This window comes from Serratia sp. JKS000199, assembly GCF_900215455.1.
Lineage (GTDB): Bacteria > Pseudomonadota > Gammaproteobacteria > Enterobacterales > Enterobacteriaceae > Serratia > Serratia ureilytica.
Genome location: NZ_LT907843.1, coordinates 4,727,902 through 4,741,588, shown reverse-complemented (window position 1 = coordinate 4,741,588; position 13,687 = coordinate 4,727,902). Strand labels below are relative to the sequence as shown.

At 56.3% G+C, this 13,687-nt stretch carries 12 protein-coding genes; 1 reads left to right on the top strand and 11 read right to left on the bottom strand.

The window, feature by feature from the left end:
* Positions 1 to 39 precede the first annotated feature (39 nt).
* The 3 genes from CPH57_RS22375 to CPH57_RS22365 all read right to left on the bottom strand — a co-directional run bounded on the left by CPH57_RS22375 (position 40) and on the right by CPH57_RS22365 (position 3,792).
* Complete coding sequence (locus CPH57_RS22375) at positions 40 to 2,571, bottom strand: outer membrane usher protein (protein ID WP_050594394.1); 2,532 nt, start codon at positions 2,569 to 2,571, stop codon at positions 40 to 42.
* A 29-nt stretch (positions 2,572 to 2,600) separates the two neighbouring features.
* On the bottom strand, positions 2,601 to 3,146 hold the full coding sequence (locus CPH57_RS22370) for a fimbrial protein (protein ID WP_033641596.1): 546 nt from the start codon (positions 3,144 to 3,146) through the stop codon (positions 2,601 to 2,603).
* Between the two features lie 85 nt (positions 3,147 to 3,231).
* Positions 3,232 to 3,792, bottom strand: coding sequence for a fimbrial protein (locus CPH57_RS22365; RefSeq protein WP_033641595.1), 561 nt, complete (start codon positions 3,790 to 3,792; stop codon positions 3,232 to 3,234).
* Between the two features lie 415 nt (positions 3,793 to 4,207).
* On the opposite strand from CPH57_RS22365, the gene CPH57_RS22360 reads away from it, so the two are divergent.
* A complete protein-coding gene (locus CPH57_RS22360; protein WP_033641594.1) occupies positions 4,208 to 4,963 on the top strand; it encodes a winged helix-turn-helix domain-containing protein in 756 nt (251 codons plus the stop codon).
* A 67-nt stretch (positions 4,964 to 5,030) separates the two neighbouring features.
* Here the strand turns inward: CPH57_RS22360 and CPH57_RS22355 are convergent, their stop codons facing one another.
* The 8 genes from CPH57_RS22355 to entS all read right to left on the bottom strand — a co-directional run bounded on the left by CPH57_RS22355 (position 5,031) and on the right by entS (position 13,605).
* On the bottom strand, positions 5,031 to 5,522 hold the full coding sequence (locus tag CPH57_RS22355; protein ID WP_033641593.1) for a hypothetical protein: 492 nt from the start codon (positions 5,520 to 5,522) through the stop codon (positions 5,031 to 5,033).
* Positions 5,503 to 6,237 (bottom strand): winged helix-turn-helix domain-containing protein, encoded by a 735-nt coding sequence (locus CPH57_RS22350; protein ID WP_229597883.1) that lies wholly within the window; start codon positions 6,235 to 6,237, stop codon positions 5,503 to 5,505. The genes CPH57_RS22355 and CPH57_RS22350 overlap by 20 nt, the downstream gene beginning before the upstream one ends.
* Positions 6,238 to 6,563: 326 nt before the next feature.
* Positions 6,564 to 7,184 carry a DUF2238 domain-containing protein gene (locus tag CPH57_RS22345; RefSeq protein ID WP_050594393.1) on the bottom strand — a complete coding sequence of 207 codons (621 nt, stop codon included), beginning with the start codon at positions 7,182 to 7,184 and terminating at the stop codon, positions 6,564 to 6,566.
* A 121-nt stretch (positions 7,185 to 7,305) separates the two neighbouring features.
* The gene (locus CPH57_RS22340) at positions 7,306 to 8,370 is read right to left on the bottom strand and encodes a YncE family protein (RefSeq protein WP_033641591.1); all 1,065 of its coding nucleotides are present in this window, start codon (positions 8,368 to 8,370) and stop codon (positions 7,306 to 7,308) included.
* Between the two features lie 60 nt (positions 8,371 to 8,430).
* Entirely contained in the window at positions 8,431 to 9,291 is an 861-nt protein-coding gene (locus tag CPH57_RS22335) for an isochorismatase (RefSeq protein ID WP_049277458.1), read from the bottom strand.
* 3 nt (positions 9,292 to 9,294) lie between these two features.
* Positions 9,295 to 10,923 carry a (2,3-dihydroxybenzoyl)adenylate synthase gene (locus CPH57_RS22330; RefSeq protein ID WP_033641588.1) on the bottom strand — a complete coding sequence of 543 codons (1,629 nt, stop codon included), beginning with the start codon at positions 10,921 to 10,923 and terminating at the stop codon, positions 9,295 to 9,297.
* A gap of 7 nt (positions 10,924 to 10,930) precedes the next feature.
* The gene (locus tag CPH57_RS22325; RefSeq protein WP_046688082.1) at positions 10,931 to 12,136 is read right to left on the bottom strand and encodes an isochorismate synthase; all 1,206 of its coding nucleotides are present in this window, start codon (positions 12,134 to 12,136) and stop codon (positions 10,931 to 10,933) included.
* A 212-nt stretch (positions 12,137 to 12,348) separates the two neighbouring features.
* Positions 12,349 to 13,605, bottom strand: a complete 1,257-nt coding sequence (entS, locus tag CPH57_RS22320) for an enterobactin transporter EntS (RefSeq protein WP_033641586.1) — start codon at positions 13,603 to 13,605, stop codon at positions 12,349 to 12,351.
* Between the last annotated feature and the right edge of the window lie 82 nt (positions 13,606 to 13,687).

Sequence of the window (13,687 nt, the reverse complement as noted above, 5' to 3'; positions counted from 1 at the left end):
AAAGCTTGCTCTTACTAAAATAGTCATGGGTTCGGCGGCTTATTCCGCTCTCGCCTCAGTATTCACGCGGCATGGCAACAGTAAGTTGCTCAACATAATATCCGTTCGAATTGTCGGTAATGTGATCCGGCATTGGGCCTTACCATCCCAATTCACTGTCATTTCAGTATTGGGTTTAATTCCGCTCAGATACACACTCCCGCCATCATTCACCAGGCCGGTCTGTTGCTGCCGACTGTTGTAGACCACCGCACCAAACGGCGGAGCGCTGCCGTCGGCCAGGCTAATCACCGCCATCGCCTTTTGCCCGGCAATCACATTAAAGCGCCGATAGCCAATCGCCCCCTCGGTTAATGTCGCCTGTACCACCGACTGCGTAGCGTCAACGTTATCCGGCAACGTGTTGAGATCGATACTCGCCTTGCTGCGGTAATAACTGTTGATATCCGCCACTACCGCTTTACCGAACATATTGGTGCGCGCCGTCGCCCCAAATCCACGCACCGGCACATCGCCCACGCCTTCGGTATCTAAAAGCAACCGCGTCCCGCCCAAAGTACTGTTGCGGTGTAGCGCCGCGCCCTTGGCGGTGGCCGTCATCCCACCTTGCAATGAGAACCCCATGGATGAGTAACTTCCCCCCTGGTAACTGGCGTTGGCGCCGATGCGCGCGTTATCACCCTCATGGGTATAAAAGCCACTTGCTGAACCTCCCCGGCGTGAAAGCCCGGTGCTCAACTGATAGTTATTGTGTTCGTCCAGCCTTTCGTAATAACCAAGCCGCTGCGTATTTTCATTACGGTTCCACGAACTGCTGTAACTGAAGTTAGAATTAACCCCCCACGGTAAGGTAAAGGATAAATACATGCCATCATCCTTGGCACCCTGAAATTTATTCCGAAAAGCCGTGAGTGACGCACTGATATTTTTCATGGCTCCCAAATCGAAATACCGCGAAAGAGCCAAACTATAACGTTCGCTAACAGGCTGGTCCCAATAAGTCTGATGACTGTAGTTGAGATAGGTACTTAACCCTAAATCGCGAAACTGCTTATTCAGCGTGATGGTATACATTTCTCGGCTTTTCCCGAGGCGACTTTCATCATAACGGGCGTCGAGGTATTCACTCATCGTCATAAAGTTCTGTTCAGAGAAACGATAACCAGCGAAGGTGATTTGGCTATCATATTCATCAAAACTCTTCGAATAACTTACCCGATAGGAGCCGCCGGTTTTGGTGCCGCCCTGTTGGGGTAATTCCGCTCGCGATTGCGTGGAGTCAAAAGACAACGCGCCAAATGCCAATAGATCGCGGCCTAGCCCCATAGATAACGCTTTATAATCGCCCCCACCCAAAGCGCCGCCATATAATGACCACCCGTTGCTCACACCCCAGGAAAACTCACCAGTAGCGAACAGAGGACCACGCACATGATGATTCCAATCAGAAGGTTTACCACCCGCGAATTTGAAACGCACCGTACCAGGGCGTGTCAGATAAGGAATATTTGCGGTATCTACTTTAAACTCCTGCACGCTGCCATCTTGCTCTTCTACCCGAACATCCAGCTGCCCGTTGATGGAATCATTAATATCCTGAATGCGGAATGGACCCGCCGCAACCCGGGTTTCATACAACACACGGCCCATCTGACTAATAACGACCTTGGCATTGCTTTTGGCTATCCCCGTCACTTCTGGCGCATAACCGCGAAGATTGGGCGGCAACATATTGTCATCCGAAGTCACGCTAAAACCGGTATAGCGGAAACTGTCGAAAATATCCGTCGCCAGATAATCCTCACCCATAGTCAAGCGAGCACCCCACTTAGGCAGCGCGCGGAAAGCATAATATCGACTCCAGTCAAAATCTTGCTGCGTTGGTAAGCCTGTGCCGGTTTGATGATTGATATTCATCTGCCAGTCAGCACGTAAACGCCAAGCCCCCAGATTGGCCCCCGCTGTTCCGTTCCCGCTTAGATTATAGGATTGTTGGCTATTCTGCTGGGTGCGCTGCACCTGTGAATTTAGATTATAATCCAGCAACAACCCTGGAATACCTTCATCCCATCGAGATGGAGGATCCCAATCCGGCGATGAATATTCCAGGTAGGCCTGCGGAATATTCAAATACAAGGTAGATGACGCCAGATCGCCTTTGGCTTCCAGACCATTAAGGCTGCCGAGATCCAAACACTGCCCGTCATGCCACCAACGTAATTTCGCTAAGGCATCTGACTTAAGCCCGAGTTTTTCAACCAGTGTTGGCGAAATACAGGCCACGCTTCCCTTGCCCTCATCTTCCGGCGCATAGAATGCGACAGGTTCTTCAGGCAACACCAGTGTGTTCAGATTAACCGACATGATATATTTCCCAGGCATAATAAAACCGCCGTGCGAAAATTGGCTCAGATCGATATTTTTCCTGTCATTTAAATCTAACACGTCGATGTTAAACTGTACCCCGTCACTTGCCTGCAACTGAGCAGGCAAACTATATATCGCCAAAGAAATGCACATTCCCAGCAGGCTTAACAGAGGCGTTTTCGATTTGTTCGCGTTCGATTTCATGGCTCCGCCAACCTTTAACTTATTTATAATCAGTAGTAATTCAATTTAAATCGAATAGCGGTTCTATAATCCCCGGCACGTAACACTTGGCGATTAGCTACCAGTTGCATGGAATAATTTAAGTAGCTCTCATTGATGATGGTACCGCCTATTGGCATAGCTAAACCTGGGTAAATCACATTACCGAGGCTATCTGAAATACGTAATGCAATTCCTTTTGCCTCCCCCGTCACCCCAAAGAATTCACTATCGACTCGACCATCAAACGTCATTTGAAAATGCTGGCGGCCTGGTTGCACTTTGTCCATGTCTGCCAAACTGCAATTTAAAAGCCGCAGACTGAATGGCTTAGTCAAGCCATGGCCGTCCCGGGCAATTTGTTCTATCGGTAATGTTTGCATATCAATCGTTTGATCACGGCTTGCCGATTCAATGGCACAGGCGGCATTAACAATAGCGCCTTCCATATTGACTCTTCCCCAGCCAATAACCGCCGCCGCTGCCGGCATCGTCTGAGCTATAAAAAGCATGGCCAATAGGGAAGGCGCCACTCTATTTTTTTCAACGGGAGCCATATGCGTTGTCCATTATAATTAAGATTCCATACTGGGAAAAAGCATGCGGGATATCCCGCATGCCGGCATTAATGGAGTAAAACGATTACTGGTAGCTCAGCGCGAAGTTAACCACGCTGGTGAATGCACCAGGAATGATGGTATCCAGAGTGCCGCCGTTCCCTTTCAGGAAGGCTTTGAATGCCAGTTCGGCACCAGTATCACCAATTTCGATCTTCTGCCCGGTGGTCGCTGTGCCCAGCTCTACAACGGCGTTAGAATTAAGGGTATCGGTAATAACAATGCTCGCACCTTTGGCGGTGCTGCCGCTGCCCAGGGCAATCATCTTCTTATCGGTACCGGCGGAACCACCGGCCTCACCGGTAAAGGTCGTCTTGACGGTTTGTGCCGTAGCATTAGTGCAGTCTTCCAACTTAATGCTGAACGGTTCTTTGACTTCAGACTCGCGGCCGTCTTTCAGGCTCAGGTTGGAAATCTGACCCAGTGGAACGGTTTGATCGATGTTGCCCGGTGCAATAGAGCATGGCGCATCAATGATTTCACCCGTGAAAGTGACAGTACCGCTACCCTGATTTGCCGCCTGCGCCATCATGGAAGAAGCACCAAAGGCCAATACCGCTGCAATCATAATTTTATTCAGTTTCATAGAAGTCCCTTACATTCCTTAGTAAGAAGTGGAGTAAATTAAATTCTTAAGTCACGCATGCAATGCAGCAGCTTTATTCCTGAGCGTTGTATCCGTGGCTAATACGCTGCGTTTCCGCGTTCCGTATCAGTGGGAACAAATTTACACTCCCCGAGCTTTGTTTGAAACGTTATGTCGAAAAAAGACAAAAACACAGGATTATTATCGATAAAATAATAATTAAATAGATTTTAAAACCAAAAAATAGAAGTTAATTATCACTATTTATATAAAAAAACTTGTAAGCAGATAAACATTTCATGTCAATTATACGGATAGAGAGAAAAATCCTATTTACACACAGAGTGAAGGATTGAAAAAAGCCGCATCAGGTCTCAGAATAATCCCTCGACAGGAAAGTTGATGGGTAAATGAAATGATTTTTATCATAAATGAAGACATCCTCTTTAATGAGGATGAGGGCACGCTGTCGCATGTCGATAATGCCAGTAATAAAATAGCGTTACTTAAACCGACCAGCAGATTGCTTTCGTTGTTTATTCGCAATAATGATAAGCTGCTGCTGCGAGAGAGGTTGCTTAATGACGTCTGGGTTGAACATGGGCTCAAAGCCTCCAATAACAACCTGAATAATTACGTTTCCGGCCTGCGTAAGTCATTGGCGCAGTTCGGCGTGGAAGATATTATTGTTACCTATCCCCGTCAGGGGTTTAAATTTAGCGCCGCAAGCATTCAGCTGATGGATATAAATACCGATGAAGTTAATAATAATGATTATAGCGAAACCGAAATAGCTTCAACGCCGCCACCGGTTGCACGAACGCCGAACTTTCGTCGCTCTGTTCAGCGCTTAATTATGATTATGGCCGCTTGTTTAGTGCCGTTTGCCGCGATTGTGCTTTACCAAAACAGCACGCGCATCAGCGTTTATCCGTTGGGCAATGAGCAAAATTGCCAAATTTACACCATGCGGTTAGGCAGCGGTGAGTTGGCAAACATTAAGCGAGAGATACGGCAAGCCGGCTTCAACTGCCAATACCGGGCGGATATCTATTACTATGACAACATTCGCAATGAGGGCGCAGAAAAGGACGAACAGTGGTTAACCTATTGCCCGCGGGCGAGCAATAGCCCCTGCATTAACAATTACATCAATAATAAACAACCATAACATTGCGCCATTTATCCCCAGGGCCAACGAAAAACAATCCCCCGGCGTTGCCGGGGACCTTCTCCGCTCAGGAAGCCGTGGTGCACACGAACAACGGCGCATGGTTGCCGCTGAACAGATAGTGGCGTTCATCGATTTTTTCAATTCGCCAATGGATCAACGGCGCCGACATGGGCAAACGGCGGTTAAGCGCTTCATTATCCAAATTGTCTTGCGGCTTTCTGACCGCTTCCTTGCGGCGCAGCGTGTAGTTACTCCCCTGCCGCTGATAGTCCATAATCATTGCCCGCTCGATGGTATAACGCGTGTCGCCGTCAAAAAAACTGCCGCTCAGCAACAGGGTCACGCTCCGCGCGCCTTCGGGTACAACGCTCACCAGCAAGACACGCTGCATTAATTGGCCAGGCAGCTGATCGGTTGAACGCAGCACCGCGCGGCACTCCGGAATTTGCGGTTTAAAAAACAAGAAATAGGCGGAAACGCCGCAGCCTGCGATTGCCAGCGCACTCAACAGCGCATAGCGATAACGCCAAAGGCGCTTACTTAACCCGGCTTTCATAATAGTTCTCACATTGCACTTTGCCTGCGGCCATCTCGGCCTGTGGGCAATAGAAGTAATAAGATACCCGGGCTCGCCCAACGGCCTCCGACATCACCGAACCGCTGTCGTAGTACAGCAGCGTCGCCGGTTCTGTACACCGAACCGACTTATTTTGCGCCAGCATATTTTTCAAATGCGCCAGATCGGCCTCGCCGGGGCCCACCTTATGATAAGAAGCTACGAACTTCACCTCACAGCTGCCGATATTGCCTACGCTTACCGCGCTGAGCGGCTCATAACCGGCATCCTGCCAGGCCCATACCCCGCTCCCCGTCGCCAACAGCAACAACGCGGCCAACCCGAAGCGCTTAAATCGCTGCGTTCGCAGCGGCCTGGTCGGCAAGGCGTTTTCTGCAGCCGCCGGGCTCGGCATCTCCGGCAAACTCTCCGCCAGGCTGTCCGTCGTCTTCAACGAAGCGGCGGTAAACATGAATCCCTGGCGCGGCAACGTGACGATAATGTCGTCCTCGCCCATGGCGGCGAACATCTTGCGCAGGATGGAAATGGTGTTATTGAGGTTATTGCCGGAGGCCACCTGGCCGTGCGCTTCCCATACTTGCGTCAGCAGGGTATCGCGGGAGACCACCAGATTATTGTTTCTGACCAACGCGGACAGCAGGCGGTTCAGGGTGGCGGTGAGCGGTTGAGGCGGCAGCTCAGCGTTGAGATCCACCAACTCTGATCTATCCTCATGATATTTAATCTTATTATTAATTACGTATCTCATTGTTCCCCGCTCAAAAAACTAATTAATAATAATTAGCCCTTGTTAAACATGAGAATAGTAGCACACGGCATGAGTTAAGAAAATTCCTAGAAAAACGCATAAAAAGCTAAATAAACATAAATATAGGAAATAACATTGCGCTGTCTCACAGGGCGCCAAACATTTAACTGATGATTGTCGATTTTTATCATGTCGATATTAAAAATGCCGCCCGGCAAATACCGGGCGGCACGAGAAATATCCATTTTCACCAGGCTCAACCGCCGCCGGGCTTACGCCTTTAAACGCCGCAGTTGCCGATCCTGCCAGCCACCGAACAGCCATTGACCGGCTATCGCGCCAAGCAAGGCGCAGAACATGTCGGACTGCGTGTCCCACGGGTCGCCCTGGGTGCCGAGAAACTCATCGGCGCCCTGGCCCAGCGCCAGCGCCGCCCACCACTCGATAAGCTCATACACCGCGCTGATCGCCAGCGCGATACAGCACACCACGAAGCCCAGCATTTTGCGGCCCCGCACATAACCGCCGCGCAGCAGGATCTCGCGCGCCGCCAGCGCCGGCACCAGCCCCTGGAAGAAATGCCCCAGTTTGTCGTACGGGTTGCGGCCAAGATCCAGCCACTGCTGCACCTCAAACCCCAGCGGCACGCGGGCATAGCTGTACATGCCACCGAAAATCAGGATCAGCGCGTGGAAGAAAATCAGCGTATAGAGCAGCGGCGTCAGCGGATAACGGCGATGGGTCAGCCACAGCAGCGGCAAAACAATCAATACCGGCGCCACTTCCATCAGCCAGGTGGCGCGATCGTAAGGGCTGATGCCGCTGTGGATCAGCGCGGCCAGCAGCAACAGGGTAATAACGGACAACAACAACGGCGTGCGTGAGACGGGCATAACCAACGTTCCTTCGGGTCAATAGGGCAATCCCCTCTTTATACCGCAGATCGCACGGCGAAAAAAAACAGGCGGAGCGTCGCCGCTTCGCCTGTTCGAGGGGTGCTTACCCTGCTCGGGATTACTTCAGCGCTACGCGGATCACGTCGTCCGGCGCGGTCGCTTCTTTCTCGCGGCTGGAAGCCTGCTTGACGCTGACGTACAGCGTCTGGCCGTCCGGCGACAGCGCCAGGCTGTTCGGGTGGGTCGGCGTCTTGATGGTGTTCAGCACCTTGTAGCTCTTGGCGTCGATCACGCTCACTTCACCCGCCTGGCGATGGGTCACGTAAACTTCATTGCGCGCCGGGTTGAACAGCACCGCCAGCGATTCCGGCACGTCGATCTTGCTCAGGATGTTGCCGTTGCGGGTATCCACCACCAGCACCTGTGGCTGCTTGGAGTCGGTGATGAAGGCGCGATGGGTGGCGGTATCCAGGCTGATGTTCAGGAAGAAGTGCTCTTTAGTCTCATCCAGCTTCTTGCGTGACAGCACCTTGTTGCTCTGGGTATCGATAGTCACCAGCTCGCCGTCGGCGTTGGTGACGTACAGACGTTTGGCGGCGGCGTCCAACGCCAGGCCGGTGCCGTACTTGCCGGTGTCGGTTACGGTGGCGCTCAGGGTCAGATCCTTGCCGTCCACCACCCACACCACGCTGGATTCACCCAGCCCGGTGATATACAGGGTATCGCTGTCGGCATCCGCCACCAGTTCGCGCGGCGCCAGCGGCTTGACGGTCTCGGAGCGCTTGCGCGCGTCCAGCACCAAGCGGCCTTTCACGTCGCCGGTCTTGGCGTCGATGGCGGTCACCGAGTTATTGACCGTGTTGCCGAAGAACAGCGTGCCGGTTTTAGCATTAACGGCGGCGCCGAACGGCTTGATGTCGTTATGGATAATTTGGGTCACGTCCAGCGTGGTCGGATCCAGGCGGTAAACGATGCCGCCCTTGTCCAGCTTGCGGCTCTGCGACGTCGCCAGGTAGAGCGCGTTCTCGCTCGGGCTGTAGGCCATTTCATAGGCGCCCTTGCCAACCGGCTTGCGCAGCACTTCCGGCGCGGTCTGCGCCAGCAACGAGTTGGAGAACAGCAGCGTGGACAGCAGCATCAGCGGAAATGCCGCACGTTTTCCCTTGGTGATCAAAGCATTCATCAAAATCTCCTTATAGAGCCAACGGGGCGACCGAGCGGCCGCCCTCTCTCGTTATTAAAATCAGGCTTTCTCTTCGGAAAGCAGCGCCCACCAGCTGTCGATGGTCGGGTTGCGCGCCAGCGCGATAAAGTCGATATCGCCGCGGATCTTGCGCCAGCGGGTCGCCAGCTCCATGATGCGCACCGAATCCAGGCCGTAATCGATCAGGTTTTCATCGTTGCCCATGTCTTCGCTGTCTTCGTCCAGCAACGGCAGGATCTGCTGACGCAGCGCATCGATGCTGGCAATGCCCACCGCCGGCAACAGAGACGCGGTGGTCACCACCCGGCCGCAGCGGCCGGCGGTGTAGCGCAGCGCCATCAGGTGTTCGTCACGCGAGAAATCCGCCAGGCCATCGGCCACCATGAACGGCTGGATGTTGCGCATGAAGGCGTCGATAGCGGTGGTCAGGCAGCCGATGTGCGCGTACACGCCGCAGATGATCAGCTGATCGCGGCCGGACTCCTGCAGGATCTCCTGCAGCGGCGAGCGGTGGAAGGCGCTGTAGCGCCATTTCACCAGCACCGTGTCGTCTTCGTCCGGCGCCAGCGCGGCGGTCACCGCCTGCTGCTCGGGGTGTTTGTTCAGGCCCGGCCCCCACATGTCGTTCAACAGCGCGCGGTCCTCATCGCTCTGCTGGTTCGGCTGGGCGGTATAAAACACCGGAATGCCCTGCTGTTTGCAGTAGCGACGCAGGTTGGCGATGTTCTCCACCACCTGTTTGATCAGCGCGCTGTCTTCGCCCCAGAAATTGAGGAAATACTGCTGCATATCGTGGATCAGCAGCGCGGCGCGCTGCGGTTCTACCTGCCAGGTGACTTTATTTTGCGGCAGTTCGTCCGCCGTCGGCAGCGCGTAGTCATTAAGTTTTGGAATGGCCATCGATTAATCTCCCTGAGCCTGAGTCTGTAGTTGCGCGTCGAGCTGCTGGCGCAGCCGTTTTTTGTCCACTTTGCCGACCGGAGTCAGCGGCAGGCTGTCCACCTGAATAAAACGATCCGGCAGTTTGAAGTCCGCCACGCCCTGTTCGCGCAGGTGGCGGCGCAGCACCACCGGCTTGAGCGGCGCGTTGGCGATGATATAAGCGCAGCTCTTCTCTCCCATCAGCGCGTCCGGCATCGACACCAGCGCGGCGTTGATCACGTCCGGATGACGCAGCAGCAGGTTCTCGATTTCCTCGGCGGCGATCTTCTCCCCGCCGCGGTTGATCTGGTCTTTCTGCCGCCCCTGCACGGTGATGTAGCCGTCTTCGCTGATGCTGATCAGATCGCCGGAGCAGTAGAAACCGTCGGCGTCGAAAGCGTCGGCGTTGTGCGCCGGGCTCTGGTAGTAACCGCGGAAGGTATAAGGCCCGCGCGTCATCAACCGGCCGACCTCGCCCGCCGGCAATGAATTGCCGTCGTCATCCGCCACCCACACTTCGTCGTCCGGCGACATCGGCCGCCCTTGCGTCGTCAGGATGTGGCGTTCGTCGTCGTCCAGCCGGGTGTAGTTCACCAGCCCTTCCGCCATGCCGAACACCTGCTGCAGTTGGCAGCCGATTTCGTTCTGAATGCGCGCCGCCAGCGTTTCGCCCAGCTTGGCGCCACCCACCTGCAGCAGTTTCAGGCTGGCGAGCTGGGCATTACCGCCCCACTCTTCGATCGCCTGCAGCCACAGCGTGACCGCCGGCGGCACCAGCGCCGTCACGTTGATTTGATGCTGTTCGATCAGGCGGAAGCACTGCCCGGCATCAGGATCGGCGGCGAACACTACCCGCCCGGCGCCATAAAATACGCCCAGCACGCCCGGCGAGCTCATCGGGTAGTTGTGCGCCACCGGCAGCGCGCACAGATAACGGGTCTGCGCGTCGAAACGGCAGATCTCCACGCTGCGGCGAATGCTGTAGTAGTAGTCGTTGTGGGTACGCGGGATCAGCTTCGGCGTACCGGTGCTGCCGCCGGAAAGCTGGAAGAACGCCACCTGATCGGCCGCGGAAGGCTGCGCGACGAAACCGTCGCTGGCTTCGTCCAGCCAGGCGGCCAGTGCCAGCTCGCCCTCGGGCTGGCTGCGCAGCGCCACAACCCGCAGCGAAGGATGCGCATCGCGAAAGGCGTTCAGGAATTGATCGTCGGCAAACAGCGCGTGCCGGCGATCGGCGATCAGCAGCGCCGGTTTGATCTGCTCGGCATAGGCGTTCAGCTCGCTGCGCTGATGGCTGAACAGCGCGTTGACCGGCGCCACGCCAATTTTCAGCAGCGCGAAGAACACGATATAAAATTCCGCCACGTTGCCCAACTGCACCAGCGCGGTGTCGCCGGATTTCACGCCGCGGCGCAGCAAAGCGGCCGCCAGGCGATCGGAGCGCTGCTGCAACTCGCGGTAGGTCAGGCTGCCCTGGGCGTCGATAATCGCCGGAGCGTCATTGTTGGCCTGGCGGTCGAGGATCTCGGTCAGCGGCTTGTCAATCCAGTAGCCGCGCTCGCGATAGCGGCTGGCGAACTCCGCCGGCCAGGGGGTAAAGGCAATGCTCATCTTGTCGTTATCCTTGATTCATACCAAAGGCACGCAGAATGGTGCTGAGTTTGGTACCTGTTTCATGCCATTCAGATTCGGGTGAAGAGTCTTCCACAATGCCGGCGCCGGCGAACAGCCGCACCCGGTTGCCGTCAACGGTGCCGCAGCGGATAGTCACAACCCACTCGCCGTTGCCTTCGTCGTCGCACCAGCCGACGATGCCGCCGAACAGGCCGCGATCGAACGGCTCCAGCTTGCCGATCAGGGCGTGCGCCTCGGCCGTCGGCATGCCGCACAGCGCCGGCGTCGGGTGCAACAGGCAGGCCAGCGACAGGGCGTTTTCGTCCGGAGACGCCGCCTCGCCGTCGATCGGCGTGGAGAGATGCCACAGCGTGGTGGTGGTCAGCAGTTCAGGGGTGTGCGGCACGTTCAGGTAGCGGCAGCGGCCAGCCAGCACGTCGCGCATGCTTTCGGTGACGATGCGGTGCTCGTGGCGATCTTTCGCCGAGGCCATCAGCCGCTCCCCCACTTCGCGATCGCGCTGCGGATCGGCCTCGCGCCGGGCGGAACCGGCCAGCGGGTTGGAATAGAAACGGCCACCGTCCTGACGCAGCAGCAGCTCTGGGCTGGCACCCAACAGCGCGCCCTGCTCCAGCGGTACATGGAAGTGGAAACCGTGTGGGTTCTGGGCGATCACGCGCGCCATCAGCGCATGGCGATCCACCGGCTGACGCGTTTCGATCTCCAGCAGGCGCGACAAAACCACTTTATCCAGCTCACCGGCCTTCATCGCGGCAACGGCGTCGCTGACCATGTTCATGAACGTCTGCTGCGGCGGCAGCTCCGTCACCCCGGCCAGTTCAGGGCCGTTCGCCGAAGGCCGAACGCCGGCCATAAAGGCGGCGCGGTCGAACCAGCGGCTCTGCTGGGGAACAAACAGCGCCGAAGGCTGCCGGGTATCGAACGGAATGGCGCCACACAGCAGCGGCTTTTTGATGCCGGCCTGACGGGCCTCGGCAAACGCCTGCCGCACGCGGCGCTGGAACTCGCCGTTCAGATCTGCGCCGTCCGCGGCCGGCAGGCGAATGCGGCTGAAACAACCGGTGGTGGTCAAGCTGCGGTAAGGGGAGGTAAAGAAGAAGCCCGACGCCGGAGAAAAATCAGCGGCGAACCGGTGTTCTTCGCGCTCCTGCATTTCCTTTCGATTGATGTCGTTCACGGCAGTAACCATCGCTTCGCCCTCAAGAATTTGAAGTGATAACCAATATAATAATGATTATCATTTGAGTTGATTCCGCGCTAAATTACTCGCCGATATTTGCTATGTCAATAAACGTAAGCACTTCTTTCATTTCGAAATCATGACATAAACGCTGTGGGTTTTACGCATGCCGATGATAAGCATTGCTATTTGATCCCACAGCGTTGTTTTAACGCGTTCGACTACTTTTCTGTGGCGGGCTGCGGCTCCGGTTTGTGCAGCGTAACCTGGCGCAAACCGGTCATGGCGAACAGCAACAGGATGCCGAGCAGCGCCGCGCCAAAGCCGAAACCGCTGGCGCTCATCGCTGGCAGCATAAAGGCGCCCATCGCCCCCAGCAGCAACGCGCCCAGCGCATCGCCCACCACGTTCTGCGCCGTCCACAGACCGTTAATGCGGCCAAGGAAATTGTCCGGCGTCAGGCCCTGGATCAGGCCGTATTGCAGCAGCGAGTTCAGCGCGCTCAGGTAGCCAAACGCCACCAGGCACAGCAACGCCAGGCTGTACCACGGCATCAGGCCGAACAGGCCAATAGAGGCGAAAGCCGCGATCGCCGTCAGCAGCATCACCCAACCGGGGCGCGCCACGTGTGCCACGCGCCCGCTGGTGAACGCACCAATAGTCGCGCCAAGCGGCACGGCGGCGTACATATAACCGAGGTGGGCTGCGTCGATGCGCCAGCTTTCCGCCATCGCCGGGTACAGCACGCGCACCGCGCTGGCCATGGTCAGCAACGCGCCGATCAGCGCCACCATGCCGATCACCTTGTTCTGGAACAGGAAGGCGAAACCGCCCGCCAGCGCGCGCAGCGGATGTTCACGCGGCTGCGGCGGCGGCATCAGCTGCGGCAGGCTCAGCAGCGGCAGCAACGTCAACAGGGTGCCGAACGCCGCCAGGCCGTAGTTCCAGGCGATGCCCATATGGGCGATCACCAGGCCGCCGATGGCCGGGGAAAGAATCGAGCCGAAGCGCACCGTCAGCATGCTGATGGCGCCCGCCTGCACGATGTTTTCGCGGCCCACCAGCGCCGGCGTGGCCGCCAGCAGCGCCGTCACCCCCACTGCGCCGAAGAAACCGTCCCACACCGCCAGCAGATAAATGGCCGCCAGCGAAGGTGACGGCAACAGGGCGTTGAGGCACAGGCCGACGAACCCGATGCCGCAAGTGGAGCGCGCGAACAGGATCAGCCGGCGCCGCTCATAGCGATCGGCCAATACGCCGCCCATCAGCAGCCCGGCGAACATGCCGCCGCCGGCCAGCGTCACCGCCAACCCGACCTGCAGGGTGGAACCGGTCAGCGCCTGGATCTGCACCGGGATGGCGATCGCCATCAACCCCAGCGCCACAATGGAGATGAAACGCGCGCAGAATACCGCGCGAAAGGCCCGGTGGGTTTTCAGCAGGCTAAAATCAAGCAGGATGGAGGGTTTGCTACTCATCGGTTGTTCACCACATCTTTAAACGGGGATTCTGCAGTTGCGGAGCGCTATGCTAGCACAGATAACGAAATCAATAATGATA